General features: G+C 67.9%; 19 protein-coding genes and 1 pseudogene. 16 read left to right on the top strand and 4 right to left on the bottom strand.

The annotated features are described in order from the left end of the window. The first annotated feature begins 341 nt into the window (after positions 1 to 341). Together EA796_RS02695 and EA796_RS02690 are read left to right on the top strand one after the other, a co-directional pair. Complete coding sequence (locus EA796_RS02695; protein ID WP_122107433.1) at positions 342 to 1,067, top strand: winged helix-turn-helix domain-containing protein; 726 nt, start codon at positions 342 to 344, stop codon at positions 1,065 to 1,067. Then, on the top strand, positions 1,064 to 2,671 hold the full coding sequence (locus EA796_RS02690) for an ATP-binding protein (protein ID WP_122107432.1): 1,608 nt from the start codon (positions 1,064 to 1,066) through the stop codon (positions 2,669 to 2,671). The genes EA796_RS02695 and EA796_RS02690 overlap by 4 nt, the downstream gene beginning before the upstream one ends. A 126-nt stretch (positions 2,672 to 2,797) precedes the next feature. On the opposite strand, the gene EA796_RS02685 is transcribed toward EA796_RS02690, so the two are convergent. After that, positions 2,798 to 3,505: a 4'-phosphopantetheinyl transferase gene (locus EA796_RS02685; RefSeq protein ID WP_122107431.1), complete on the bottom strand. Its 708-nt coding sequence runs from the start codon at positions 3,503 to 3,505 to the stop codon at positions 2,798 to 2,800. A gap of 404 nt (positions 3,506 to 3,909) precedes the next feature. Here EA796_RS02685 and EA796_RS02680 point away from each other — a divergent pair, with 404 nt between their 5' ends. Beyond that, positions 3,910 to 5,784, top strand: a complete 1,875-nt coding sequence (locus tag EA796_RS02680; protein ID WP_021442939.1) for an MFS transporter — start codon at positions 3,910 to 3,912, stop codon at positions 5,782 to 5,784. Between the two features lie 167 nt (positions 5,785 to 5,951). Here EA796_RS02680 and sugE read toward each other — a convergent pair whose 3' ends face one another. Next, positions 5,952 to 6,266, bottom strand: a complete 315-nt coding sequence (sugE, locus tag EA796_RS02675; protein WP_021442940.1) for a quaternary ammonium compound efflux SMR transporter SugE — start codon at positions 6,264 to 6,266, stop codon at positions 5,952 to 5,954. 146 nt (positions 6,267 to 6,412) lie between these two features. Next, positions 6,413 to 7,360 (bottom strand): bile acid:sodium symporter family protein, encoded by a 948-nt coding sequence (locus EA796_RS02670; RefSeq protein WP_122107430.1) that lies wholly within the window; start codon positions 7,358 to 7,360, stop codon positions 6,413 to 6,415. 190 nt (positions 7,361 to 7,550) lie between these two features. On the opposite strand from EA796_RS02670, the gene EA796_RS02665 reads away from it, so the two are divergent. The 6 genes from EA796_RS02665 to EA796_RS02640 all read left to right on the top strand — a co-directional run bounded on the left by EA796_RS02665 (position 7,551) and on the right by EA796_RS02640 (position 14,183). Continuing rightward, entirely contained in the window at positions 7,551 to 8,804 is a 1,254-nt protein-coding gene (locus tag EA796_RS02665; RefSeq protein WP_122107429.1) for an ABC transporter substrate-binding protein, read from the top strand. Between the two features lie 173 nt (positions 8,805 to 8,977). Next, positions 8,978 to 9,886 carry a carbohydrate ABC transporter permease gene (locus EA796_RS02660; RefSeq protein WP_122107428.1) on the top strand — a complete coding sequence of 303 codons (909 nt, stop codon included), beginning with the start codon at positions 8,978 to 8,980 and terminating at the stop codon, positions 9,884 to 9,886. Further along, complete coding sequence (locus EA796_RS02655) at positions 9,879 to 10,757, top strand: carbohydrate ABC transporter permease (RefSeq protein ID WP_178082524.1); 879 nt, start codon at positions 9,879 to 9,881, stop codon at positions 10,755 to 10,757. The genes EA796_RS02660 and EA796_RS02655 overlap by 8 nt, the downstream gene beginning before the upstream one ends. Positions 10,758 to 10,767: 10 nt before the next feature. After that, positions 10,768 to 11,913: an ABC transporter ATP-binding protein gene (locus EA796_RS02650; protein WP_122107427.1), complete on the top strand. Its 1,146-nt coding sequence runs from the start codon at positions 10,768 to 10,770 to the stop codon at positions 11,911 to 11,913. Positions 11,914 to 12,165: 252 nt separating this feature from the next. Beyond that, complete coding sequence (locus EA796_RS02645; RefSeq protein ID WP_256679094.1) at positions 12,166 to 13,296, top strand: carbohydrate porin; 1,131 nt, start codon at positions 12,166 to 12,168, stop codon at positions 13,294 to 13,296. Continuing rightward, the gene (locus EA796_RS02640) at positions 13,290 to 14,183 is read left to right on the top strand and encodes a D-hexose-6-phosphate mutarotase (RefSeq protein ID WP_122107425.1); all 894 of its coding nucleotides are present in this window, start codon (positions 13,290 to 13,292) and stop codon (positions 14,181 to 14,183) included. The genes EA796_RS02645 and EA796_RS02640 overlap by 7 nt, the downstream gene beginning before the upstream one ends. 161 nt (positions 14,184 to 14,344) lie before the next feature. Here the strand turns inward: EA796_RS02640 and EA796_RS02635 are convergent. Then, positions 14,345 to 15,424 (bottom strand): annotated as a pseudogene (locus EA796_RS02635) (hypothetical protein). A gap of 258 nt (positions 15,425 to 15,682) precedes the next feature. Here EA796_RS02635 and malE point away from each other — a divergent pair. The 7 genes from malE to EA796_RS02600 all read left to right on the top strand — a co-directional run bounded on the left by malE (position 15,683) and on the right by EA796_RS02600 (position 26,147). Beyond that, entirely contained in the window at positions 15,683 to 16,870 is a 1,188-nt protein-coding gene (gene malE, locus EA796_RS02630) for a maltose/maltodextrin ABC transporter substrate-binding protein MalE (RefSeq protein ID WP_122107424.1), read from the top strand. Between the two features lie 102 nt (positions 16,871 to 16,972). Next, on the top strand, positions 16,973 to 18,493 hold the full coding sequence (gene malF / locus EA796_RS02625) for a maltose ABC transporter permease MalF (RefSeq protein ID WP_371921451.1): 1,521 nt from the start codon (positions 16,973 to 16,975) through the stop codon (positions 18,491 to 18,493). A gap of 10 nt (positions 18,494 to 18,503) precedes the next feature. Further along, positions 18,504 to 19,394 (top strand): maltose ABC transporter permease MalG, encoded by an 891-nt coding sequence (gene malG, locus EA796_RS02620; RefSeq protein WP_122107422.1) that lies wholly within the window; start codon positions 18,504 to 18,506, stop codon positions 19,392 to 19,394. Between the two features lie 180 nt (positions 19,395 to 19,574). Next, the gene (gene malT, locus EA796_RS02615; protein WP_122107421.1) at positions 19,575 to 22,319 is read left to right on the top strand and encodes an HTH-type transcriptional regulator MalT; all 2,745 of its coding nucleotides are present in this window, start codon (positions 19,575 to 19,577) and stop codon (positions 22,317 to 22,319) included. A gap of 263 nt (positions 22,320 to 22,582) precedes the next feature. Then, the gene (locus tag EA796_RS02610) at positions 22,583 to 24,211 is read left to right on the top strand and encodes an alpha-glucosidase (RefSeq protein ID WP_122107420.1); all 1,629 of its coding nucleotides are present in this window, start codon (positions 22,583 to 22,585) and stop codon (positions 24,209 to 24,211) included. Positions 24,212 to 24,309: 98 nt separating this feature from the next. Then, the gene (malK, locus tag EA796_RS02605; RefSeq protein WP_122107419.1) at positions 24,310 to 25,425 is read left to right on the top strand and encodes a maltose/maltodextrin ABC transporter ATP-binding protein MalK; all 1,116 of its coding nucleotides are present in this window, start codon (positions 24,310 to 24,312) and stop codon (positions 25,423 to 25,425) included. Positions 25,426 to 25,511: 86 nt separating this feature from the next. Next, the gene (locus EA796_RS02600; RefSeq protein ID WP_122107418.1) at positions 25,512 to 26,147 is read left to right on the top strand and encodes a glutathione S-transferase; all 636 of its coding nucleotides are present in this window, start codon (positions 25,512 to 25,514) and stop codon (positions 26,145 to 26,147) included. The last annotated feature ends 70 nt before the right edge of the window (positions 26,148 to 26,217 follow it).

Genomic DNA, 26,217 nt, shown 5'->3' with positions numbered 1-26,217 from the left:
ACCCTACATATGGTGTTAAAAGCCTAACTGGGCACGCAATGTAGTGGTTGATCCGGGTTCTGGCAAGGCGAGGAGGGAAGGTTTTTGCTGCCGCTGTGGATAAGTCTGTGGGTAGGTCTGTGGATCATGCTGTGAAAAGATTTATGGGGGAGCTGCACGCTCTGGCCTATCCAGTGCGCCATGCCGCTGGTCGCAAATTTTCTGCCGATTTGGCTCGATCACAGAGATTAGCCAAACACAATATCTAGTGTTTCACATGTCGGTTCATATGCTCCTTGAGCACCTCGGTTGGCTACAATGCCGGCATTTTCCGGTCGCGGCAGTCGAGAGAGGATGAGGGCGTGGAGCAAGAAGCGTGGCAGATCCTGATTGTCGAGGACGACCAGCGCCTGGCGCAGTTGACCCGTGAATACCTCGAAGGCAACGGCCTGCGCGTGGCCATCGAGGCCGACGGCGCCCTGGCGGCGGCGCGGATCCTGGCCGAGCAGCCGGACCTGGTGATCCTCGACCTGATGCTGCCCGGCGAGGACGGCCTGAGCATCTGCCGCAAGGTGCGCGCCGGCTACCCGGGGCCGATCCTGATGCTTACCGCGCGCACCGACGACATGGACCAGGTGCTGGGCCTGGAGATGGGCGCCGACGACTACGTGTGCAAGCCGGTGCGCCCGCGCGTGCTGCTGGCGCGCATCCGCGCCCTGCTGCGGCGTCGCGAGGGCGTCGAAGCCGAGCGCGACGAGGGCGAGCCGCGGCGCCTGCAGTTCGGCCCGCTGGCCATCGACAACGCCATGCGCGAGGCCTGGCTGGGCGAGCAGGGCATCGAGCTGACCAGCGCCGAGTTCGACCTGCTCTGGCTGCTGGCGGTCAACGCCGGACGCATCCTCTCGCGCGAGGAAATCTTCACCGCCCTGCGCGGCATCGAGTACGACGGCCAGGACCGCTCCATCGACGTGCGCATCTCGCGCATCCGGCCGAAGATCGGCGACGACCCGATGCACCCGCGGCTGATCAAGACGGTACGCAGCAAGGGCTACCTGTTCGTCGCCGAGGCGGCGCAGGCCATGGCATGAACTCCATCTTCCTGCGCATCTACGGCGGCATGCTGGCCGCCCTGGTGCTGGTGGCGCTGCTCGGCGTCGGCACCCTGCACCTGGTCAACGAGGTGCGCGCCGACCAGTACCGCGAGGGCCTGGCGCGCGGCACCTTCCGCCTGATGGCGGACAACCTGGCGCCGATGAACGAAGTGGAGCGCAAGCGCGCCCTGGCGGTCTGGTCGCGCCTGCTCGGCATCCCGCTCAGCCTGCAGAGCCTGGATCAGGCGCAGCTCGACAGCAGCGCGCGCAACCGCCTGCAGCGCGGGCAGATCCTGGTGCAGCAGACCGGGCCGCACTCGGCCAAGGTCCACGGCCTGCTCAGCGAGGACGAGCCGCTGCTGCTGACCGGCGAGATCCAGCAGATCAGCGAGCAGCTGGCGCGCGCCACCAACTACCTGCTGATCGACGAGCTGATCCGCCACCCGGTGGACGAGCAGCCCAGGCGCCTGGCCGAGCTGAAGGCGGCCAAGCAGTTCGGCTTCGACCTGCGCCTGGTGCGCCTGCAGGACGCCGGCCTCGACCTCGACCAGCGTCGCCGCATCGACGAGGGCGACACGGTGATGGCCCTCGGCAAGGGCGGCGACTCCATCCACGTGTTCTCCGGCATAGTCGATACGCCCTGGGTGCTGGAGATCGGCCCGCTGTACCAGATGAACCCCTACCCGCCGCAGCTGCTGGTGCTGATCGGCGCCCTCGGCCTGAGCCTGATCGGCCTGATCGTCTACCTCCTGGTGCGCTCGCTGGAGCAGCGCCTGCGTGGCCTGGAGGGCGCCGCCACACGCATCGCCAGCGGCCGCCTGGACGCCCGCGTGCCGGCCCGCGGCGCCGACTCGGTGGGGCGCCTGGCGAGCAGTTTCAACGCCATGGCCGAGCACCTGCAGAGCTCGCTGAGCATCCAGCGCGAGCTGGTGCGCGCGGTGTCCCACGAGCTGCGCACGCCGGTGGCGCGGCTGCGCTTCGGCCTGGAGATGATCGCCGATGCGGGCAGCGAGACGGCACGGCGCAAGTACATGGACGGCATGGACAGCGATATCCAGGACCTCGACAAGCTGGTCGACGAGATGCTCACCTACGCGCGCCTGGAGCAGGGCTCGCCGGCGCTGAACTTCCAGCAGGTCGAGCTGCAGGCGCTGATCGACCAAGTGATCGAGGAGCTGGCGCCGCTGCGCGCCAGCGTGCGGGTCGAGCGCGGGGCGACCCTCAGCGTGCAGGAAGACGGCACCTGCTGGGTCGAAGCCGAGCCGCGCTACCTGCACCGGGCGCTGCAGAACCTGGTGAGCAACGCCATGCGCTACGCCGAGTCGCGCGTGCTGATCAGCTGCCAGGTGGGCCACAAGCGCTGCCGCATCGACGTCGAGGACGACGGCCCGGGCGTGCCGGAGGAGGCCTGGGAACGGCTGTTCAGCCCCTTCCTGCGCCTGGACGACAGCCGCACCCGCGCCTCCGGCGGACATGGCCTGGGGCTGTCCATCGTGCGGCGGATCATCTATTGGCACGGCGGCCGCGCGCAGATCGGTTGCAGCGCCAGCCTCGGCGGCGCGCGTTTCAGCCTGGTGTGGCCGCGGCGTCAGGGCGAGTAGGGCGGCGGCCGGTGCTGGGCCTGGTGCGCACGGCCTAGGCGGCCCCGCGACAGCCTGCGAGCCGCGCACCGTTATCCATCAACAGCTTTGGATGCCCCGCATAGCAGGGGGCGCCGCGCGCACCGCTTATAAGGCAGGTACGGCCACCAGGCTCAAAACCTTGCCCTCGAACAGCACGAACTGGCCGTCCAGCTCGGCACCGGCGCGCCAGTCCGCGTTGAGGTCGAGCAGTAGGCGCAGGCGCGCGCCGTCCTGATCCAGGTCGAGCACTTCGGCATCCTGGAAATAGAAGCGGGTCAGGGTCAGCGGGTAGAGCGCCTTGAACAGGCTTTCCTTGAGCGAGAAGCTCAGGCCGATGCGCTGGGCGCGGGCCGCGTCGTCCAGGCCGTCGAGGTGCTCCAGCTCTGCCGGGGTGAGGATCTCGCCCTGCAGGCGCAGGGCGCGCTCGACGGGCAGCTGCTGCTCCACGTCCAGGCCGATGGCGCGCCACTGCCGGGCATGGCCGACCAGCGCTGCGGCCCAGCCGTCGCCGTGGGTGATGGAGCCGGTTACGCCGCCTGGCCACTGCGGCGCACGGTCGGCGCCGACGGCCGGCACGCAGGCCACGCCGGTCAGGCGTCGCAGCGCCTCGCGGGCGCACAGGCGGCCGGCCAGGTATTCGCTCTGGCGCTTGGCCACGCCGCGCACCGGGGCGATCTCGCAGCGGGCGAAGTCGTCCGCGGCCAGTCGCGCCGGGTCGAAGCGGGTGCTGATCAGCCGCGTGCCGGGCAGCGGGCGGGGCAGCGGGTCGTGGTCGTCGAGGGGGCTGCAGCAGGCGGGGTGGTAGGCGTTCATGGCGCGATTGTGCCGCGGCGCGGACCGCCCAGTCATCCGCCGTTTACATTTCTTTGCAGGCAGGTAACAAAGCTAAACGGACGCTGCCCGGGGCTTTTGTCAGACTGGCCAGGCATTCCCCAGGGAGTGCAGGTGAGGTTGTAGTCAGTGCCTGGCACTGACGTTTTCTCCGAGTTCGAGAACGGTAGCCCGATTGGGCTGCCGTTTTTTTTGGGCGCTGCGTAGGGTGGATCACGCTTCACCGATCCACCGCTCTGGTGGATGTAAAAAGCGACATCCACCCTACGGCCTCCACCTCATGGCGCCGGGTGGTTATCGCCATCGCATTTGCCCTGTGGCTTTCGCCGGGGCAATTGCAGTCAAATGCCTGTGCGGGCAATCCGGCCCCGCGAGGACCATGGACGATGACCCAACAATCGCAATTCGCCCTGCTCGGCAAGAAGCGCTTCTTGCCGTTCTTCCTGACCCAGCTGCTTGGCGCCTTCAACGACAACATCTTCAAGCAGTCGCTGATTCTCGCCATCCTGTTTAAGCTCAACACCGGCGCCGACCGCGATCTGCTGGTCAACCTCTGCGCGCTGCTGTTCATCCTGCCGTTCTTCCTGTTCTCCGCCCTCGGCGGCCAGTTCGGCGAGAAGTTCGCCAAGGACGCCTTGATCCGCAAGATCAAGCTGGCCGAGGTGTTCATCATGCTCGCCGGCGCCGCCGGGGTGCTGCTCGACAGCCTGCCCTTGATGCTCGCCGTGCTGTTCGCCATGGGCACCCAGTCGGCGCTGTTCGGCCCGGTGAAGTATTCGATCCTGCCGCAGCACCTGAAGGAGGAGGAGCTGGTGGGCGGCAACGCCCTGGTGGAGATGGGCACCTTCCTGGCCATTCTCGCCGGCACCATCGGCGCCGGGGTGATGATGGCCAGCAGCAGCTACGCGGCCATAGTCGCCGGTTCGGTGGTCGGCGTGGCGCTGCTCGGCTACCTGGCCAGCCTCGGCATCCCGCGTGCGGCGGCGGCGATGCCGACGCTGCCGCTGGACTGGAACATCCTGCGCCAGTCCTGGCTGATCATGAAACTCGGCCTCGGCCAGCGTCCGGCGGTGTCGCGCTCGCTGGTGGGCAACTCCTGGTTCTGGTTCCTCGGCGCCATCTACCTGACGCAGATTCCGGCCTACGCCAAGCAGTGGCTGCACGGCGACGAGAGCGTGGTGACGCTGATCCTCACCGTGTTCTCGCTCGGCATCGGCCTGGGTTCGATGCTCTGCGAACGCATGAGTGGGCACAAGGTGGAGATCGGCCTGGTGCCGTTCGGCTCCATCGGCCTGACCCTGTTCGGCATGCTGCTGTGGTGGTTCTCCGGCGGTTTTCCCCAGGGCGCCGCGCCGCACGACTGGCTGGCGCTGCTGGGCCATGGCCAGGCCTGGTGGATTCTCGGCTGCATTCTCGGCATCGGCCTGTTCGGCGGCTTCTATATCGTGCCGCTGTATGCGCTGATCCAGTCGCGCACCGCCGAGCACGAGCGGGCACGGGTGATCGCCGCCAACAACATCCTCAACGCGCTGTTCATGGTGGCCTCGGCCATAGTCGCGATCCTCTTTCTCAGCGTCGCCGGGCTGTCGATTCCGCAGCTGTTTCTGGTGGTGTCGCTGATGAACGTGGCGGTCAACAGCTACATCTTCAAGATCGTCCCCGAGTTCAGCATGCGCTTCCTCATCTGGCTGCTGGGCCATTCGATGTACCGGGTCGAGCACAAGGGGCTCGACGCCATCCCCGACGAGGGCCCGGCGGTGCTGGTGTGCAACCACGTGTCCTTCGTCGATGCGCTGCTGATCGGCGGCGCGGTGCGGCGGCCGGTGCGCTTCGTCATGTACTACAAGATCTACGACCTGCCGCTGCTCAACTTCATCTTCCGCACCGCCGGCACCGTGCCGATCGCCGGGCGCAACGAGGACCTGCTGATCTACGACGCGGCGTTCAAGAAGATCGCCGAGTACCTGCGCAACGGCGAACTGGTGTGCATCTTCCCCGAGGGCAAGCTGACCGGTGACGGCGAACTCAACGAGTTCAAGGCCGGCATCGAGCGCATCCTCGAGGAGAACCCGGTGCCGGTGATTCCCATGGCGCTGCGCGGGCTGTGGGGCAGCTTCTTCAGCCGCGACCCACGCAAGGGCCTGTTCAAGCGCCTGTGGTCGCGGGTGTGCCTGGTGGCCGGCGCGCCGCTGGCGCCGGAGCTGGCGCGGCGCGAGGCGTTGCAGGCACAGGTGGCGGAGTTACGTGGCGATTGGCGGTAGCGAACGCTCGTGTGGGAGGGGCTTTCGGCTCGGGCATCCTGCTTCGCAATCCACAGGGATGTGGTGAATGCCGCAGCCCGTAGGGAACGGGCGCGGCGCTACCTCCTGCATCCATGCAGTCGTAGCCGCGATTCGCCGCCAAAGCGCCTCCCACGGAGCCGGCGCCCTCAATGGCTCAACTTGAGCCCGACCAGGCCGCAGAGAATCAGCGCCACGCTGGCCAGGCGCAGCAGCGCCATCGATTCGCCGAACAGGACGATGCCGGCGATCACCGTGCCCACCGCGCCGACGCCGGTCCAGATGGCGTAGGCGGTGCCCAGCGGCAATTCCTTCATGGCCAGGCCGAGCAGGCCGAGGCTGATGACGATGGCGGCGACGGTGAGCAGGCTGGGCAGGGGACGGGTGAAGCCGTCGGTGTATTTCAGGCCGACGGCCCAGCCGACTTCGAACAGGCCGGCGAGCAGCAGAATGATCCAGGACATGATGACCTCCAGTGGGGACTGAAGGGGCCGTCCCCGGGATGGTTCATCGCCGTTGCGGCAATGCGGAGGTCGTCCTCGCGTCGTGCAGTATTCTGCACATCTTCGAGGCCGGGGCAAGCTGCCCCGGATCAACGGAAGTTTTTGATTCAGCTGGCGCTTTTATCGGAATCCTGACTCATCCGACGATAAACCGTGGCCAGCAGCGGGCCGGACAGGTTGTGCCAGACGCTGAACAGCGCGCTGGGCACCGCCGCCAGCGGGCTGAAGTGGGCGCTGGCCAGCGCCGCGCCGAGGCCGGAGTTCTGCATGCCGACCTCGATCGACAGGGTCTTGCGCTGCGCCAGCGGCATGCCGAACAGGCGCCCGGCCAGGTAGCCGAGCCCCAGGCCGATGCCGTTGTGCAGCATCACCACCGCCATGATCAGCAGGCCGGATTCGGCGATCTTGCCCTGGCTGGCGGCCACCACCGCGGCGACGATGGCGACGATGCACACCACCGAGATCAGCGGCAGCACCTCCACCGCGGTCTTCACCCGTTCGCCGAGCAGGCGCTGGGCGATCAGGCCGAGGACGATGGGCAGCAGCACCATCTTGAGAATCGAGACGAACATGGCGCCGAACGACACCGGCAGCCATTCCGAGGCCAGCAGCCAGATCAACGCCGGGGTGGCGAGCGGGGCGAGCAGGGTGGTCACCGCGGTGATCGACACCGACAGCGCCAGATCGCCGCGGGCGAACCAGGTGATGACGTTGGAGGCGGTGCCGCCGGGGCAGCAGCCGACCAGGATCACCCCGACGGCGATTTCCGCCGGCAGGCCGAAGGTCTGGCACAGCACCCAGGCCACCGCCGGCATGATGCTGAACTGCGCCAGCACGCCGAGCAGTACCGCCAGCGGGCGCCGCGCCACTTCCCTGAAGTCCGCGCCCTTGAGGGTCAGGCCCATGCCGAACATGATCAGCCCGAGCAGCGGTACTATCCACGCCGTCACCGGCAGGAACCAGCTCGGCTGGAAGAACGCCAGCACGGCGAACAGCAGCACCCAGAGGGCGAAACTGTTGCCGATAAAGCGGCTGAGGGCGATCAGTGCATGCATGGAAGTGCTCCCCGGCAGTGGTGCAAAGCCGACAAGCCTACCAGCCCGCGGGGCGGCCCGCTTATGTAACCATTCGGTGACCTTTCTTCATCCCTTCGTTACCCGCCGTGGCCAAGGCCGTGGTTAGACTCGATTCCAGCGCAAGCACCACGACTTGCCCGCGAATAACAACAACAAGGTGTCTCTTCCCATGAAAGCGATCTCTCGCCTGACCACCGCCATTTCTCTCGCTGCCCTGTTGCCCCTGTCCGCCTCCGCCGGCGAAGTCGAAGTGCTGCACTGGTGGACCTCCGGCGGCGAAAAGCGCGCCGCCGATACCCTGCAGAAACTGGTCGAAGCCCAGGGCCACAGCTGGAAGGACTTCGCCGTCGCCGGCGGCGGTGGCGAAGCGGCCATGACCGTGCTGAAGACCCGCGCCGTGTCCGGCAATCCGCCTGCCGCCGCACAGATCAAGGGCCCGGACATCCAGGAGTGGGGCGAGCTGGGCCTGCTCGCCGATCTCAACGGCGTCGCCACCGAGCAGAACTGGGACGGCCTGCTGCCGCCGCAGGTGGTCGATGTGATGAAGTACCAGGGCGACTACGTGGCGGTGCCGGTTAATGTGCACCGGGTCAACTGGTTGTGGATCAACCCACAAGTGTTCGCCAAGGCCGGCGCCACGCCGCCGACCACCCTCGACGAATTCTTCGCCGCCGCCGACCAGCTCAAGGCGGCCGGCTTCATCGCCATCGCCCATGGCGGCCAGCCCTGGCAGGACGGCACCGTGTTCGAGGGCCTGGCCTTCAGCATTCTCGGCGCCGAGGGCTTTCGCCGGGCCTTCGTCGAGCAGGACCGCGCCACCCTGACCGGCGACAAGATGGTCGAGGTGTTCGCCGCCCTGCAGAAGCTGCGCGGCTACATCGACGCCGATGCCGCCGGGCGCGACTGGAACAGCGCCACCGGCCTGGTGATCGACGGCAAGGCCGGCATGCAGATCATGGGCGACTGGGCCAAGAGCGAATGGACCGCCGCCGGCAAGGTCGCCGGCAAGGACTACCAGTGCCTGGCCTTCCCCGGAACCCAGGGCAGCTTCGCCTTCAACATCGACTCGCTGGCCATGTTCAAGCTGAGCGACGCCGACAACCGCAAGGCCCAGGAAGACCTGGCGCGCACGGTGATGGGCACCGAGTTCCAGGAGTTCTTCAACCAGAACAAGGGCTCGATCCCGGTGCGCATGGACCAGGACATGAGCAGCTTCGACGCCTGCGCGCAGAAGTCCATGGCCGACTTCAAGGATGCCGCCGCCGGCGGCGGTCTGCAGCCGAGCCTGGCCCACGGCATGGCCGCCTCCAGCTACGTGCAGGGCGCGGTGTTCGACGTGGTGACCAACTTCTTCAACGACCCCAAGGCCGACCCCAAGCGCGCCGCCCAGCAGCTGGCGGCGGCGATCCAGGCGGTGCAGTGAGCGCTCGGGCCGCCTGGGCGGCCCTTCCCCCAGGGCGGGCGTAACCCGCCGGTTTCAAGCCTGTGATCCCAGGCGCATGCCCTCAAGCCTGCGCCACGGGATCGGCCGCGCCGCGTTTCCCTCTCTCAGGGGCAATGGGGCCGACCGCGCAACCTGCAACAACGGAGTGATCCATGAGTTCAAACGCAGTATTCGCCAAAGCGTCACCGCTGGATGCCCTGCAACGCTGGCTGCCCAAGCTGGTGCTGGCGCCGAGCATGGTCATCGTGCTGGTGGGCTTCTACGGCTACATCGGCTGGACCTTCCTGCTCTCGTTCACCAACTCGCGTTTCATGCCCAGCTACAACTTCGTTGGGCTGCAGCAGTACGCGCGGCTGTGGGACAACGACCGCTGGTGGGTGGCGAGCCAGAACCTGCTGATGTTCGGCGGCCTGTTCATCGCCATCAGCCTGGCCATCGGCGTGCTGCTGGCGGTGCTGCTGGATCAGCGCATCCGCCGCGAAGGCTTTATCCGCACCATCTTTCTCTATCCCATGGCGCTGTCGATGATCGTCACCGGCACCGCCTGGAAGTGGCTGCTCAACCCCGGCCTGGGCCTGGACAAGCTGCTGCGTGACTGGGGCTGGGAGGGCTTTCGCTTCGACTGGTTGGTGGACCCGGAGCGCGTCGTCTACTGCCTGGTGATGGCCGCGGTGTGGCAGTCCTCGGGCTTCGTTATGGCGCTTTTTTTGGCTGGTTTGAGAGGGGTGGACCAGTCGATCATCCGCGCCGCCCAGGTCGACGGCGCCAGCCTGCCGAGCATCTACCTGCGCATCGTGCTGCCGAGCCTGGGCCCGGTGTTCTTCAGCGCGCTGATGATCCTCGCCCATATCGCGATCAAGAGCTTCGACCTGGTCGCCTCGATGACCGCCGGCGGCCCCGGCTACGCCTCCGACCTGCCGGCGATGTTCATGTACGCCCACACCTTCACCCGCGGCCAGATGGGCCTCGGCGCCGCCAGCGCGATGCTGATGCTCGGCGCGGTGCTGGCGATCCTGGTGCCCTACCTGTATTCCGAACTGCGAGGCAAACGCCATGACTGATTCCGTCCTCGATGCGCGCCTGGCGCCGCGACCGGCGCGCCGGACCAGCGCCTTCAGCCTCAGCCGCCTGGCCATTCACGCCACCCTGATCCTGGCCTGCGCGGTGTACCTGGTGCCGCTGCTGGTGATGCTGCTGACCAGCTTCAAGACCCCGGACGATATCCGCACCGGCAATTTGCTGTCCTGGCCCGACGTACTCACGGTGATCGGCTGGGTCAAGGCCTGGGACGGCGTCGGCGGCTACTTCTGGAACTCGGTGAAGATCACCATCCCGGCGGTGCTGATCTCCACCCTGCTTGGCGCGCTGAACGGCTACGTGCTGGCCATGTGGCGCTTTCGCGGCTCGCAGCTGTTCTTCGGCCTGCTGCTGTTCGGTTGCTTCCTGCCGTTCCAGGTGATCCTCCTGCCGGCGTCCTTCACCCTCGGCCAGCTCGGCCTGGCCAACACCACCGAAGGCCTGGTGCTGGTGCATGTGGTCTACGGCCTGGCCTTCACCACGCTGTTCTTCCGCAACTTCTACGTGAGCATTCCCGAGGCGCTGGTGCGCGCCGCGCGCCTCGACGGCGCGGGGTTCTTCACCATCTTCGCGCGCATCCTGCTGCCGATGTCGGTGCCGATCATCATGGTCTGCCTGATCTGGCAGTTCACCCAGATCTGGAACGACTTCCTGTTCGGCGTGGTGTTCGCCAGCGGCGACACCCAGCCGATCACCGTGGCGCTGAACAACCTGGTCAACACCAGCACCGGGGCCAAGGAATACAACGTCGACATGGCCGCGGCGATGATCGCCGGGCTGCCCACCCTGCTGGTCTACATCCTGGCCGGAAAATACTTCCTGCGCGGCCTCACCGCCGGCGCCGTCAAAGGTTGAGGTAATAACCATGGCTACCCTCGAACTGCGCAACGTCAACAAGTCCTACGGCAGCGGCCTGGCGGACACCCTGAAGAACATCGAACTGGCCATCGACTCCGGCGAGTTCCTGATCCTGGTCGGCCCCTCCGGCTGCGGCAAATCCACCCTGATGAACTGCATCGCCGGCCTGGAGGAGATCAGTGGCGGGGCGATCCTGGTGGACGGCGCCGACATCAGTGGCATGAGCCCGAAGGATCGCGACATCGCCATGGTATTCCAGTCCTACGCGCTGTACCCGACCATGACGGTGAAGGACAACATCGCCTTCGGTTTGAAGATGCGCAAGTTGCCGCCGGCCGAGATCGAGGCCGAGGTGGCGCGTGTGGCCAAGCTGCTGCAGATCGAGCACCTGCTGGGCCGCAAGCCCGGCCAGCTGTCCGGCGGCCAGCAGCAGCGCGTGGCCATGGGCCGGGCGCTGGCGCGGCGGCCGAAGATCTACCTGTTCGACGAACCGCTGTCGAACCTCGACGCCAAGCTGCGCGTGGAGATGCGCACCGAGATCAAGCTGATGCATCAGCGCCTGAAGACCACCACGGTGTACGTCACCCACGACCAGATCGAGGCCATGACCCTGGGCGACAAGGTGGCGGTGATGAAGGACGGCATCATCCAGCAGTTCGGCACCCCACAGGAGATCTATAACGACCCGGCCAACCAGTTCGTCGCCAGCTTTATCGGTTCGCCGCCGATGAACTTCATCCCGCTGCGCACGCAGCTGCGCGACGGCCAGTGCTTTGGCCTGCTCGACTCTGGGCAGGCGCGCTGCGAGCTGCCGCTGGGCGCGGCGGCGGAGCTGGAAGGGCGCGAGCTGATCCTCGGCGTGCGTCCCGAACAGATTCAGCTGGCCGGCGCCGCTGCGGCGCTGCCGAGCCTGCGCGCCGAGGTCGAGGTGGTCGAGCCCACCGGCCCCGACACCCTGGTGTTCGTCAGCCTCAACCAGACCAAGGTGTGCTGCCGCCTGGCGCCGGACGCCGCGCCGCAGGCCGGCGCCAGCCTGGACCTGCAGTTCGATCCGGCGCGCGTGCTGCTGTTCGACGCCGCCAGCGGTGAGCGCCTGCGCCCGGGAAAGCGCCAGGCCACTGAGGGCAAGGTGGCGCAGTTGAAGAGAGGGTGAGCCGCGCCGCGGTATCGACGCGCCTTCTCCCGTAGGGTGTCGCGGGGCCGCCCAGGTCTTGCGCATCAACGAACCCGCCACTGCGGCGGTTAAGCGCAGTACTTCACACAATAAAAACAATCAGGAGCAACGATGAAGACCACACCGCAAGCTGCCTTTCACCCGCTCGGCCTGGGCGGCCCCGCGATACCCTGCCTGCTGGCCTTGGCGCTGGCCGCCCCTCAGGTGCAGGCGCTGGAGTTCACCGGCTATATGCGCAGCGGCGCCGGCGGTTCGGAGAACGGCGGCACCCAGTCCTGCTTCCAGCTGCCTGGCGCGCCCTCCAAGTACCGCCTGGGCAACGAGTGCGAGCAGTACATCGAACTGGACCTGCGCCAGGACCTGCTGACCCTGGACGACGGTTCGGTCTTCAGCATCGAGGGCATGGCTCAGCTGTACAACCAGTACGGCCACACCCCGAAGTTCACCGGCGACTATGGTTTCGCGCGGATGAACCAGATGTACGCCGAGTGGAGCAAGGTGCCGGCGCTGAACGGCGGTTCGCTGTGGGCCGGACGCCGCTTCTACAAGCGTAACGACATTCATATCAGCGACTTCTATTACTGGAACCAGAGCGCCACCGGCGCCGGTATCGAGGACTTCGAGTACGGCGGCCTGAAGTACAGCTACGCCTTCTCGCGCAAGGACAGCTACTTCCAGGAGCCCTATATCAACCGTCATGACTTCAACGTCGCCGGCTTCAAGGTCAACCCGGGCGGCGAGCTGGAGCTGGGCGTCAGCTACATCGACAAGCCCGACAGCACCGGCGCCAACAGCGGCTGGGCGGTCACCGCGCAGCACAAGCAGAGCGACTTCCTCGGCGGCGTCAACACCTTCGCCCTGCAGTACGGCCGCGGCCCGGGCACCGGCCTGGGCTATACCGGCGACGTCACCCTGGATCGCGACAACAAGAGCTGGCGCCTGGTGGAGTTCTTCGACTGGCAGGCCACGCCGCGCCTCGGCGGCCAGGTGCAGTTCGTCTACCAGAAGGACACCCGGCCCGACGGCGACGACCAGGACTGGCTGTCGGTGGGCGGGCGCACCAGCTACGCCTTCACCGAGCAGTTCAAGCTGGTCGGCGAGCTGGGTCACGATCAGGTCGACGCCACCGGCGGCACGCGCAAGCTGACCAAGTTCACCATCGCCCCGACCTGGTCGCCGGCCGGTCCCGGTTTCTGGGCGCGCCCGGAGTTTCGCCTGTACTACACCTACGCCAGCTGGAACCGCGCGGCGCAGCAGGCGGCCAGCCAGTTGGCGGCCGGCTCGGCGCTGTCCGACAGTGGCGCTTTCGACACTGCGCGTCACGGCTACAACTTCGGCGTGCAGGTGGAGCACTGGTGGTAAGCGCCTCGCGCCCGCTCGGCGCCGGCGGCGGCGGCGCCGAGCTGCACCCGCTGGCCGGGCTCTTTGCCGAGCCCGGCCAGGCGCGCCAGCGCTGGACGGTGCGCCAGGGGCGCGAGCTGCTGTTGCTCGAACACCCTCTGTTCCAGGCGGCGTTCAGCCGTCAGGGCGCGCAACTGCTGCATTTTCAGCCGCGCGGCCAGCGGCCCTGGCTGTGGTGCGCCGGGCACTGGCCGCAGGGCGCGGCGATTCGCGGCGGGGTGCCGATCTGCTGGCCCTGGTTCGGTCGCCATCCCAGCGAGAGCGGCTGGCCGTCCCACGGCTGGGCCAGGTTGAGCGAGGACTGGCAACTGCTGAGTTGCGACTGGGGCGAGCAGGGCGTGCGGCTGCTCTGGCAGCTCGAGCTGTGCGACTGGACGCTGCGTCTCGAGGCCGAACTGGGCGAAACCCTGGCGCTGCGCCTGGTGACCCGTCATCAGGACAGCGAGCCGTGCCGGCTCAGCCATGCGCTGCACGCCTACTGGCGCATCAGCGACGTGTCGCGGGTGGCGCTGCTCGGCCTCGACGGCGCCGCCGGCCATGACCTGCTGGCGCGCGCCGACTGCCGCCAGGAGGGCGAGCTGCGCATCGAGGACGGCTGCCACCGCATCTTCCGCCACGCCGGCCTGCTGCAGCTGCAGGACCTGCCCTGGCAGCGGCGCCTGGCCATCGACACCCGCGGCGGCGCCAACAGCGTGGTCTGGCATCCCGGCAGCCGGCCGCTGACCGAGGTTGGCTGGAACGAGAGCCTGGGCTTTCTCTGCGTCGAAGCCGCCAGCTGCGGCCCCGACAGTTTGTGCCTGCAGCCGGGGGAGGAGGGGGTGCTGAGCTTGCGCACGGGCCTGGTTTGAGGCCATTCCCGGATGGCATCCGGACTAGGGGCTAACGGCCGTATCCGTTGGGCGGCGGTGCGCACCCTAGGATGGCGCCGATACGCCAGTCTCCGGGTATGGCGTGGCGAATCCTGGGGCGCCCGGGGCCGCCTGGGTCGTGCGCACCACCCCTCTCCCGCCTATTCGCTGACCTGCCAGTCGTGCGCCTGCTGCTGCGCCTGTTCCAGCTCGGCGCGCCAGGCGTCTGCGCTGCGGCCTTCGAGCAGTTTCCAGCGCTGCAGCTGGGAACCGCATTCGTCCAGGCAGCGTTGTAGCCAGGCGATGCGCTGCAGGGTCAGCGGCGTGCAGGTCTGGCCGCCCAGATCGTCTTCCAGGTCGCTCAGGTGCGAGCGTCAGGCCTCGCGCAGGTACAGGCCATCCAGGCCGTCGCGCAGCGCCGTGCGCCACTGGTCGATAATGCCATCCAGCCAGGCCAGCACCGTGGCGCTGGCGCCGCGGGTGCTCAGCTCGCGATGCAGGCGCTGGTAGCAGTCCAGGGCGATGCGCTTTTCCAGCTCCAGCGCGGCCAGGGCGGCGCTCTGCCCGCGCCGGTGCTCCAGGCGCAGCAGATGGGCGTAGTAGCAGCGCGTCTCGAAGCGCTCGGCGCCATGGTGCTGCGGGCTCAGCAGGCCGTTGCTGTTGAAGCTGTGCAGCGGCTCGAAGCGGTACATATAGCCGAAGTCGAATAGGCGGATGCGGCCGTCGTCGAGCAGGTTGCCGGGGCACAGGTCCCACTCGAAGAAGCCCAGCTGCAGCAGCGCCCGCAGGCTGTCGAACAGCTGCAGCAGGCGCCGCTCGTCCCATTCGTCGATCGCCTCGCCGGCGATCCAGGGCGACAGCAGCAGGCCCTGGCGGTAGCTGGCGTAGCGGGTCTCGACGATGCCGGCCAGGGCCTCGCCCCAGTCCGCCTGGCGCTTGAGCGCCTGCAGTTCGCCGCGGCGCTGCACTTCGTTGAGAAAGGAGGTCTGACCGTCGGGGTTGCGCACCTTGCACGGGGTGCGTGCGCGCTTGAGCGTCCACAGCCGGCCGCCGGCTTCGAGCTGGTAGACCTCGGCGGTCAGCCCGCCGGCGAAATGGCGGCGCACCCAGGGGCTGTCTGGGCGGGTGGCCAGCAGCTGGTCGAGGGGCAGCGGGCAGTCGGCGGGCGAGCCCACCGCGAGTTCGGCGCCGCTGGCGGCGAAGGCCAGCTGGCTTTGGCGACGCTGTTGTTGCGGGGTCATGGCGATACCCTGAGGCGAGGAGGGAGGCCAGCATTGCAGCGCGCCGCCGGTCTGCGTGACAGGCGCAGAAGGGGCAGGGGTGCATACTTTTTTCAGGGAGGCGCTGGCAGACTACGCCCCCGCTTCTACGCCCTCGAGAGCGCGACCGGGGAGGATGTGGTGCTTGCCCTTTCGGTCGAGGATGACCGGGCTGGCAGAGCGCTCACCGGCTCGCCGCGGTTGTGGATCAAAAACAAGAAGCCACGAGGACAACAAGACATGAACAAGACGCTGCTCAGCGCCGTCGCCATCGGCCTTGCCGCCACCCTGAGCCATTCCCTGCCGGCCCAGGCCGCCATCGAGGAGGGCAAGCTGGTCATCTGGATCAACGGCGACAAGGGTTACAAGGGCCTGGCCAAGGTCGGCGAGCGTTTCACCGCCGACACCGGCATCGCCGTCGAGGTGGCTCATCCGGACAGCGCCACCGACAAGTTCCAGCAGGCCGCCGCCACCGGCAACGGCCCGGACATCTTCATCTGGGCCCACGACCGCCTCGGCGAATGGGCGCAGAGCGGGCTGATCTCGCCGATCACCCCCAGTGCCAAGACCCAGGGCGAGATCGAGGATTTCGCCTGGGACGCGGTGACCTACGGCGGCAAGCTGTGGGGCTACCCCATGGCGGTCGAGGCCATCGGCCTGCTCTACAACAAGGCGCTGGTGCCGACTCCGCCGGCCAGCTTCGACGAGGTGCTGGCGCTCAACGCCGAGCTGGCCAAGGCCGGCAAGCGCGCCATCCTCTGGGACTACAACAACACCTACTTCACCTGGCCGCTGCTGGCCGCCAACGGCGGCTACGCCTTCGCCGCCGCCGAGGGCGGTTACGACACCCGCCGCACCGGGGTCAACAGCGCCGGCGCCAAGCAGGGCGCGCAGACTCTCAAGGCGCTGATCGACGCCGGGGTGATGCCCAAGGGCGCCGACTACAGCGTCGCCGAGGCGGCCTTCAACAAGGGTGAGTCGGCCATGTTCATCAGCGGTCCCTGGGCCTGGGCCAACGCCAGGAAGAGCGGCATCGACTTCGGCGTGGCGCCGATTCCCGCGGTCGGCGACGCCCCCAGCCGGCCCTTCAGCGGGGTGATGGCCGCCGCGCTGAACGCCGCCAGCCCCAACCAGGCGCTGGCCGTGGAGTTCCTCGAGAACTACCTGCTGCAGGTCGAGGGGCTCAAGACCATGAGCGCCGACGTGCCGCTCGGCGCGGTGCCGAACAAGGCCTATATGGCCGAGCTGGCCAGCGACCCGCTGATCAAGGCCACCTTCGACAACGCCCAGCTCGGCCAGCCGATGCCCAACGTGCCGGAGATGGGCGCCTTCTGGTCGGCCATGGCGCCGGCGCTGAGCAACATCACCTCCGGTCGGCAGACCGTGGACGCCGCGCTGGACGACGCTGCCAAGCGCATCGCCAAGTGAAATCCGGTCGCCGTCGACGCCTGGCGTCGGCGGCGGCCCCGCTCCGAGGCTATAACCCTGATGTCCGTCGTCAATCTTTCCGCCGCCGTGGCCGCTACGCCCATGAAGCTGTTTTCCCTGCCATCCCTGCGTGCCGGCCTGCGTTGGAGCCTGTGGGGCCTGTTCAATGCGCTGGCGCTGTACCTGGTGGTGGCGCTCTACGCCCAGCAGCAGCTGGCCTTCGCCCTGCTCGGGCTGGTGGTCACCGGCATCGCCAGTTACGTGTTCATTAGTCGCCGCGCCTACGCCCATCGCTATATCTACCCGGCGCTGGCGGGCATGCTGGTGTTCGTCATCTTCCCGCTGCTGTACACCGTGGGCATCGGCTTCACCAACTACAGCGGCAGCAACCTGCTGAGCTTCGAGCAGGTGCAGCGCTACCACCTGCGCCAGACCTACCTGGCCGGCGAGCGCTACGCCTTCAGCCTGCACCGCGATGAGGCCGGCGAGCTGCGTCTGCGCGTCGACAAGGGCGAGCGCGGCGTGTTTGTCTCGGCGCCGCTGGCCGGCGATGCGGCCGGCGAGCCGCTGGCGCTGAGGGCCGAACGCGAACCCGGCGAGCTGGGCGCGGCACTGGCGCTGCGCGAGGTGATCCAGCGCCGCGCCGAGCTGGAACAGTGGGTGCTGCGCGGCAGCGACGGCGAGCTGCTGCGCCTGTACGGCCTGCGCGAGGTGGCGGCGGTCAAGCCGTTGTACCGCCTGCTGGAGGGCGGCGACCTGCTCAACACCCGCAGCAACGAGCGTCTGGAGGCCGACCATGCCACCGGCTTCTACCTCGACAGCCATGGCAACAAGGTGGCGCCGGGCTTCACCGTATTCGCCGGCACCAGCAACTTCGCCAAGGTGCTGACCGACCCGAGCATCCGCGGCCCCTTCCTCGAGATCTTCGTCTGGACCGTGGCCTTCGCCGGCCTCACCGTGCTCTTCACCCTGGCCGTCGGCCTGGTGCTGGCCAGCCTGCTGCAGTGGGACCTGGTGCGCGGCAAGGCGTTCTACCGGCTGATGCTGATCCTGCCCTACGCGGTGCCGGCGTTCATTTCCATCCTGGTGTTCCGCGGCCTGTTCAACCAGAACTTCGGCGAGATCAACCTGTTGCTCAACGGCCTGTTCGGCCTGCGCCCGGACTGGTTCAGCGACCCGACCCTGGCCCGCTCGATGATCCTGATGGTCAACACCTGGCTGGGTTATCCCTACATGCTGCTGCTGTGCATGGGCCTGTTGCAGGCCATCCCGCGCGACCTCTACGAGGCCTCGGCGATGGATGGGGCGACGCCTCTGGACAACCTGCTGAAGATCACCCTGCCGCTGCTGATCAAGCCACTGGCGCCGCTTTTGATCGCCAGCTTCGCCTTCAACTTCAACAACTTCGTGCTGATCACCCTGCTGACCCGCGGCGGCCCGGACATCATCGGCGCCACCACCCCGGCCGGCACCACCGATCTCTTGGTGAGCTACACCTACCGCATCGCCTTCCAGGACTCCGGGCAGAACTTCGCCCTGGCGGCGGCCATCGCCACGCTGATCTTCCTGGTGGTGGGCGCGCTGGCCTGGCTCAACCTGAAACTGTCGAAAGTCAAAGTCTGAGGACCCCGCCATGGCGATGGTGCAACCGAAATCCGTGAAATACCGCCTGTGGCTGACCCATGCCGGTCTGCTCGGCTTCATCGCGCTGATCGTCTTCCCGCTGCTGATGGTGGTGTCGATCAGCTTCCGCGACGGCAACTTCGCCACCGGCAGCCTGTTGCCGGACAACCCGACCCTGGAGCACTGGTCGCTGGCCCTCGGCATTCCCTACCAGCACGCCGACGGCTCGGTGACCCAGCCGCCGTTCCCGGTGCTGACCTGGTTGTGGAACTCGGTGAAGATCGCCTTAATCAGCTCGGCGCTGATCCTGCTGCTGTCGACCACCAGCGCCTACGCCTTCGCCCGCCTGCGCTTCGCCGGCAAGGGGCCGATCCTCAAGGGCATGCTGATCTTCCAGATGTTCCCGCCGGTGCTGTCGCTGGTGGCCATCTACGCCCTGTTCGACCAGCTCGGCAAGCACGCCGGCTGGCTCGGGGTGAACAGCCACGGCGCGGTGATAGTCGCCTCGCTCGGCGGCATGGCCCTGCATATCTGGACCATCAAGGGCTACTTCGAGAGCATCGACGCCTCGCTGGAGGAGGCCGCCATCGTCGACGGCGCCACCACCTGGCAGGCCTTCGTGCACATCCTGTTGCCGATGAGCGTGCCGATTCTCGCCGTGGTGTTCATCCTCGCCTTCATCACCAGCATCACCGAATACCCCATCGCTTCGGTGCTGCTGCTGGACGTGGACAAGCTGACCCTGTCGGTCGGCGCCCAGCAGTACCTGTACGAGCAGAACTACCTGTGGGGCGACTTCGCCGCCGCCGCGGTGCTCTCCGGCCTGCCGATCACCCTGGTATTCCTCTATTGCCAGAAGTGGATAGTCGGTGGGCTGACCGCGGGGGGCGTGAAGGGGTAGTGCCGTAGGGTGTAGCGGGGCCGCCTAGGCAGTGCGCACCAGGGTAACCACGTTTTTTGGTGCGCACGGCGCACCCTACGGGTTAGGCGTGATCAGCCGCAGGACGGTTGAAACCCGCCGCCCCGATACCGATGTAAGCTTCGCCAAAACCCGGACAACGATAAATAACGGGAGAGGATCATGACCACAGCGGCGCGTCCGCCCCTGCCCCTGATACCGGCCAAGCTGGCTGCGCCGGCGCTGCATCCCGGCCTGCTGCCGCGGCCGCGCTTCGACGAGTGGCTGCAGCGCCTGCCGCAGGTGCGCCTGGCCGTGCTGCAGGCGCCCAGCGGCTTCGGCAAGACCGTGCTGGCCAGCCAGTGGGCGGCGGCCTTCGCCGGCGCCGTGGCCTGGCTCAACCTCGACGGCAACGACAACAGCCCGCGGCAGTTCGGCCGCTACCTGCTCAACGCCCTGCATCGCCAGCTCGACGAGGGTTGCCCGCAGTGCGTCAATCGCGCCGAGCAGGGCGACGACGGTCTCGACGGCCTGTTCACCCGCCTGCTCGCCGAGCTGCCGGCCGAGCACCCGCCGCTGCTGCTGGTGCTCGACGAGTTCGAGGCGCTGCGCAACCGCGAGGTGATCGCCGCGCTGCGCTTCTTCCTGCGCAACGCCCCCGACTGGCTGACCCTGCTGGTGTGCAGCCGCGGTCTGCCGGATCTCGGCGTTGCCGAGCTGCGGGTCAAGCGCCAGCTGCTGGCGCTGGACGCCGCGCAGCTGGCCTTCGAGCTGGACGAGGTGCAGGCGCTGCTGGAGCTGGGCCTGCCGATCGCCATCAACCGCGAGCAGGTCGAGCGCCTCAACCGGCGCATCGGCGGCTGGCCCTGCGCGCTGCAGCTGACCCTGCAGGAGGTGCAGACCGGGCGCGGCATGGACCTGTTTCTCGAGGCCCTGCAGCTCGGCCATCCCTATATCCGCGACTACTTCCGCGAGCAGGTGCTCTACGGCCTGGACGGCGCCACCCAGGATTTCCTCCAGTCCACCTGCCTGCTCGAGCGCTTCAGCGCGGCGCTGGCCGACCGCCTGACCGACAGCTGCAACGGCCGCGAGATGCTCGAAACCCTGGAACGCAGCGGCCTGTTTATCCAGGCGGTGGATCCGCTGCGCCAGTGGTTCGCCTACCATCCGCTGTTCGCCAGCTTCCTGCGCAACGAGCTGTCCACCCACCAGCCGCAGCGCGTCGCCGAACTGCACCTGCGCGCCGCCGAGGCGCTGCTGGAGGAGAAGATGGCCGAGGAGGCCGCGCGCCATGCCCTGCTGGCGCGCGACCCGCAGCGGGTGGCGCAGATCCTCGAGGCGCATGGCCGGCATTTCTACCGCCAGGGCCGTCTGGAACTGCTACAGCGTTGCCTGGCGGTGCTGCCGGAGAGCCGCGTGGCCGAGTCGCCGCTGTTCACCCTGCTGCAGGCCTGGGCCTCGCAGAACCAGTACCAGAGCGATCAGGTCGAGCGCTGGCTGCAGGCCGGCGAGGCGGCGCAGCGCGAGCATTACAGCGCCGAGCAGTGGCAGCGTATCGAGGCCGACTACCAGGCGGTGCGCGCCCAGGTGGCGATCAACCAGGGCGATCAGCAGCGCGCCATGGCCTTCGCCCGCCAGGCGCTGGCCTTCGAGCCGCTGACCATGCGCACCTCCAAGGTGGCGGCGATGTCGGTGCTGGCCGAGGCGCACTTCGTCCAGGGCGAGCTGGCCAAGGCCCAGCAGCAGCACGAGGAGACCGTGCGCCGCGCGCAGCAGATCAACGCCTCGCACCCGGTGCTGTGGAGTCTCGGCCAGCTGTCGGAGATCGCCGTCGCCCAGGGCCATCTGCAGAAGGCCTACAACCTGCAGGAGCGGGCGCTGCAGTACATCGAGCAGGAGCAGTTGCCGGTCACCCCGATCATGGAGTTCATCCACCGCGTGCGCGGCCAGGTGCTGCTCGAATGGCACCACCTGGATGCGGCGGAGCAGTGCGCCCTGCAGGGCCTGGAGATCCTCGATGCGGTGGGCGATCACTGGTTTTTGCAGTGCTACGTGCTGCTCGCCCGCGTCGCCCATGCGCGCGGCCAGCAGAGCCAGTGCGCCGACTACATCGGCAAGCTGCAGAGCCTGCTGGCCGGCGACGACTACCATATCGACTGGCAGGCCAACGCCCATGCGGCGATGCTCACCTACTGGGACTCGACCCAGGACAAGGACAGCATCCGCCAGTGGCTTGCCACCGCGCCGCCGCTCAAGCCGGGGGCCAACCACTTCGCCCAGGGCAATGCGCGCAACCACGTGCGCGCCTACCTGGCGCTGAACCAGGGCGAGCGCGCGCTGCCGATCCTGCGCCAGCTGCAGCTTGACGCCGAGCGCCATCAGCTGGTGATGGACCAGAACCGCAACCATATCCTCCAGGCCCTGGCCTTCTGGCAGCGCGAGGAACGCCAGAGCAGCCTCGATCACCTGCACCAGGCGCTGACCCTGGCCAGCGGCACCGGCGCCATCGGCAGCTTCCTGCGCCTGGGCAAGCCGCTGATCGCCATGCTCAAGGCGCTGCAGCACGAGCGCCGCCTCGACGAACTGGAGCAGCAGCGCGCCGAGCGCCTGATCCAGCTGGCCCAGCAGCAGCGCGATTTCAGCCGGGCGATCCGCATCACCCTCGACGAGGCGGTGATCCAGGACATCATCAACCGCCCCGACGTGCCCGAGCTGATCCGCCACTCGCCGCTGACCCGGCGCGAATGGCAGGTGCTCAGCCTGATCCACGCCGGGCTGGCCAACGAGCAGATCGCCGAGCACCTCAACGTCGCCCCGACCACCATCAAGACCCATATCCGCAGCCTCTACCAGAAGCTCGCCATCACCCAGCGCAGCGAGGCGGTGCAGCTGGCGCGCAGCCTGCTGAGCAAGATCCAGGGCGAGTAGGGAATACCGCAGGGTGCGCCGTGCGCACCGCTGCGGGGTCGGGATAGCCGTCATATCTGTTGTTGCTTCGATAGGCGCGGGTAGCCTGGGCGGCCCCGCGACAGCCTGCGGCCTGGCCTCGCGCGCAGGGTTTCCATCCGCAAAACTCCTCCCCCTTGCCGGCCGCCAGCTACGCCGGCGAAAACCCCGCCGGGGAGGATGTGACGCGCAGCACCCTTGCCTAGAGTGGTAAGCACACCACGAACAACAAAAGGCTTTGCTGTATGGCTGTTATCCGCAAGGACTGGTGGCGCGGCGGCGTCATCTACCAGGTCTACCCACGCAGTTTTCTCGACAGCAACGACGACGGCGTCGGCGATCTGCCCGGCGTGCTCGCCAAGCTGGACTACATCGCCAGCCTCAACGTCGACGCCATCTGGCTGTCGCCGTTCTTCACCTCGCCGATGAAGGACTTCGGTTACGACGTCTCCGACTACCGTGGCGTCGACCCGCTGTTCGGTACCCTCGACGACTTCCGCGCGCTGGTGGCGGCCGCCCACGAGCGCGGCCTGCGCATCATCATCGACCAGGTGCTCAACCACTGCTCCGACCAGCATCCCTGGTTCGCGGAGAGCCGCAGCAGCCGCACCAACCCCAAGGCGGACTGGTTCGTCTGGGCCGAGCCGAACCCGGACGGCACGCCGCCGAACAACTGGCTGTCGGTGTTCGGCGGCTCGGCCTGGAGCTGGGACGGCCGGCGCAAGCAGTACTACCTGCACAACTTCCTGGCCAGCCAGCCCGACCTCAACTTCCACTGCGCGGCGGTGCAGCAACAGCTGCTCGACGACATGCAGTTTTGGCTGGAGCTGGGCGTCGACGGCTTCCGCCTGGACGCCGCCAACTTCTACTTCCACGACCAGGCGCTGCGCAGCAATCCGCCGAACCTGGACATCCGCGAGGGCGGCATCGGCGTGCGCGCCGACAACCCCTACGCCTACCAGCGTCACCTGTACGACAAGACCCAGCCGCAGAACCTCGACTTCCTGCGCCGCCTGCGTGCGCTGCTGGAGCGCTACCCCGGCACCGCCACGGTGGCGGAGATCGGCTGCGACGACTCGCTGCGCACCATGGCCGCCTACACCAGCGGCGGCGACACCCTGCACATGGCCTATTCCTTCGACCTGCTCACCGCCCAGTGCAGCCCGGCCTTTATCCGCCACACCATCGAGAGCATCGAGCGCGAACTCAGCGACGGCTGGCCCTGCTGGTCGGTGGGCAACCACGACGTGGTGCGGGTGATGAGCCGCTGGGCCCTGGCCGGCGAGGAGAGCCCGGCGCGTGGTTGCCTGCTGATGGCGCTGCTGCTGTCGCTGCGCGGCAGCGTGTGCCTGTACCAGGGCGAGGAACTGGGCCTGCCCGAGGCCGAGCTGGCCTATGAGGACCTGGTCGACCCCTATGGCATCCGCTTCTGGCCCGAGTTCAAGGGCCGCGACGGTTGCCGCACGCCGATGCCCTGGAGCCGCGACGGCGCCCACGCCGGCTTCTCCAGTGAGCGGCCCTGGTTGCCGCTGGACGAACGCCACCGCGCCCTGGCGGTGGACGTGCAGGAGGCCGACGCGGCCTCGATGCTCAACACCTACCGGAGCTTCCTCGCCTGGCGCCAGGAGCAGCCGCTGCTGATCGAGGGCGAGATCCAGGTGCGCCACCACGACGACGACCTGCTGGTGTTCGAGCGACGCCTGGGTGAGCAGGCCTGGCTGTGCCTGTTCAACCTCGGCGCCCGCGAGCGGCGTTACGACTTGCCGCTGATGGTCGAGCCGTTGGATGCGGTGCCGGCCAGCACTGCCGAGTTCCTCGGCAGCTGGGTACACTTGCCGGCCCACGGCTTCGGCTTCGCCCGCCTGCTGGGCTAGGGCCCCTGCGTTTGCAGGAGCCCCGGCTCCTGCAGGTTTATCAAGCTTTCCGGCCGGGCCGAGTCCATCGCTGCCCGGCCCCGTTCGAGAGGCATCCCATGGCCAGCCTTACCCTGCGCAACATCTGCAAGCACTACGACGGCACCGCCATCACCCGCAACATCGACCTGGACATCGCCGACGGCGAGTTCGTGGTCTTCGTCGGCCCCTCCGGCTGCGGCAAGTCCACCCTGCTGCGGCTGATCGCCGGGCTGGAGGAGATCAGCTCCGGCGAGCTGCTGATCGACGGCCAGCGGGTCAACGAGCTGCCGCCGATGGAGCGCTCGGTGGGCATGGTGTTCCAGTCCTACGCCCTCTACCCGCACATGACGGTGGCGGAGAACATGGCCTTCGGCCTCAAGCTGGCCAAGGTGGGCAAGGCGCAGATCCAGCGCAAGGTGGAGGAGGTCTCGCGCATCCTGCAGCTCGACGCGCTGCTCGAACGCAAGCCCAAGGACCTTTCCGGCGGCCAGCGCCAGCGCGTGGCCATCGGCCGCACCCTGGTGCGCGAGCCCAAGGTGTTTTTGTTCGACGAGCCGCTGTCGAACCTCGACGCCTTCCTGCGCGTGCAGATGCGCATCGAGATCTCGCGCCTGCACCAGCGCCTCAAGGCCACCATGGTCTACGTCACCCACGACCAGGTCGAAGCCATGACCATGGCCGACAAGATCGTCGTGCTCGAAGCCGGGCGCATCGCCCAGGTCGGCGCGCCGCTGGAGCTCTACCACTACCCGCGCAACCGCTTCGTCGCCGGCTTCCTCGGCTCGCCGCAGATGAACTTCCTCCAGGTGCGCGCGCTCAGCGCCAGCCGCGAGGCGGTGGAGATCGAACTGCCCGGCGGCTACCGCATGCAGGTGCTGGTCGACGGCACCGGCGTCGAGTCCGGCGAGCAGCTGACCCTGGGCGTGCGCCCGGAGCACTTCGTCGCGAGTGAGCAGGCCGACTTCGCCTTCTACGGGCAGATCAGCGTGGCCGAGCGCCTGGGCGATCACAACCTGATCTACCTGAGCCTGGAAGGGGTGGAGCACATCATCACCCTGCGCAGCGACGGCGACCGCCGCGTGGCGGTGGGCGAGACCTTCGCCGCCGGACTGATGGCCAACAAGTGCCACCTGTTCCGCGCCGACGGCCAGGCCTGCCCGCGGCACTACCGCGAGCCGGCGATCTACGGCTGAACGGGCACGGCATCGGGCGCTGGTGCGCTCGGCGCACCCCAAGGGTTAATCTGCGCGACTCATAGTCCTGCGCACAAGGAGCCGCCATGCAGTTGATCGGAATGCTCGACTCACCCTACGTCCGCCGCGTGGCGATCTCCCTGCAGCTGCTCGAGCTGCGCTTCGAGCACCGCGCCCTGTCGGTGTTCAGCACCTTCGACGAATTCCAGCGGATCAACCCGCTGGTCAAGGCGCCGACCCTGATCTGCGACGACGGCACGGTGCTGATCGACTCCGGCCTGATCCTCGACTACGCCGAGACCCTGGCCGCGCCGCGCAGTCTGATGCCGAGCGCGCTGGCGCCGCGCACGCAGGCGCTGCGCCGCATTGGCCTGGCCCTGGCCGTCTGCGAGAAGAGCGTACAGGTGGTCTACGAGCACAACCTCAGGCCGCGCGAGAAACTGCACCAACCCTGGCTGGAGCGGGTGACCGGCCAGCTGCACGCCGCCCTGCAGGCGCTGCAGGACGAGTGGGAAGGGCGGGTGCCCGAACTGAGCGAGGCGAACATCGACCAGGCCGCCGTCAGCACGGCGGTGGCCTGGCAGTTCGCCGTGCAGATGCTGCCCGAGTTGATCGACCCGGCGCGCTACCCGGCGCTGGTCGAGCTCTCGACCCGCGCCGAACGCCTGGCGTCCTTTCGCGCGGCGCCCCACGGGCTGGGGACCTGCAGCGACTCGGCTTGATACCCGGTGCGACGGGGATGTCGCCATGGTCGATGGGGGGCGGGCAAGGAGCTATGGGAGCGGGGGGCTT

Origin of the sequence: Pseudomonas sp. AOB-7 (assembly GCF_003696305.1) — a bacterium.
Taxonomy (GTDB): domain Bacteria; phylum Pseudomonadota; class Gammaproteobacteria; order Pseudomonadales; family Pseudomonadaceae; genus Aquipseudomonas.
This window is presented reverse-complemented; position numbering and strand designations above follow the sequence as displayed.

Excerpts from the sequence above, each read along its gene's own strand:
- EA796_RS02690 (WP_122107432.1), top strand. The coding sequence starts at position 1,064 with ATGAACTCCATCTTCCTGCGCATCTACGGCGGCATGCTGGCCGCCCTG.
- EA796_RS02685 (WP_122107431.1), bottom strand. The coding sequence starts at position 3,505 with ATGAACGCCTACCACCCCGCCTGCTGCAGCCCCCTCGACGACCACGAC.
- EA796_RS02680 (WP_021442939.1), top strand. The coding sequence starts at position 3,910 with ATGACCCAACAATCGCAATTCGCCCTGCTCGGCAAGAAGCGCTTCTTG.
- sugE (WP_021442940.1), bottom strand. The coding sequence starts at position 6,266 with ATGTCCTGGATCATTCTGCTGCTCGCCGGCCTGTTCGAAGTCGGCTGG.
- EA796_RS02670 (WP_122107430.1), bottom strand. The coding sequence starts at position 7,360 with ATGCATGCACTGATCGCCCTCAGCCGCTTTATCGGCAACAGTTTCGCC.
- EA796_RS02665 (WP_122107429.1), top strand. The coding sequence starts at position 7,551 with ATGAAAGCGATCTCTCGCCTGACCACCGCCATTTCTCTCGCTGCCCTG.
- EA796_RS02660 (WP_122107428.1), top strand. The coding sequence starts at position 8,978 with ATGAGTTCAAACGCAGTATTCGCCAAAGCGTCACCGCTGGATGCCCTG.
- EA796_RS02655 (WP_178082524.1), top strand. The coding sequence starts at position 9,879 with ATGACTGATTCCGTCCTCGATGCGCGCCTGGCGCCGCGACCGGCGCGC.
- EA796_RS02650 (WP_122107427.1), top strand. The coding sequence starts at position 10,768 with ATGGCTACCCTCGAACTGCGCAACGTCAACAAGTCCTACGGCAGCGGC.
- EA796_RS02645 (WP_256679094.1), top strand. The coding sequence starts at position 12,166 with ATGCGCAGCGGCGCCGGCGGTTCGGAGAACGGCGGCACCCAGTCCTGC.
- malE (WP_122107424.1), top strand. The coding sequence starts at position 15,683 with ATGAACAAGACGCTGCTCAGCGCCGTCGCCATCGGCCTTGCCGCCACC.
- malF (WP_371921451.1), top strand. The coding sequence starts at position 16,973 with ATGAAGCTGTTTTCCCTGCCATCCCTGCGTGCCGGCCTGCGTTGGAGC.
- malG (WP_122107422.1), top strand. The coding sequence starts at position 18,504 with ATGGCGATGGTGCAACCGAAATCCGTGAAATACCGCCTGTGGCTGACC.
- malT (WP_122107421.1), top strand. The coding sequence starts at position 19,575 with ATGACCACAGCGGCGCGTCCGCCCCTGCCCCTGATACCGGCCAAGCTG.
- EA796_RS02610 (WP_122107420.1), top strand. The coding sequence starts at position 22,583 with ATGGCTGTTATCCGCAAGGACTGGTGGCGCGGCGGCGTCATCTACCAG.
- malK (WP_122107419.1), top strand. The coding sequence starts at position 24,310 with ATGGCCAGCCTTACCCTGCGCAACATCTGCAAGCACTACGACGGCACC.
- EA796_RS02600 (WP_122107418.1), top strand. The coding sequence starts at position 25,512 with ATGCAGTTGATCGGAATGCTCGACTCACCCTACGTCCGCCGCGTGGCG.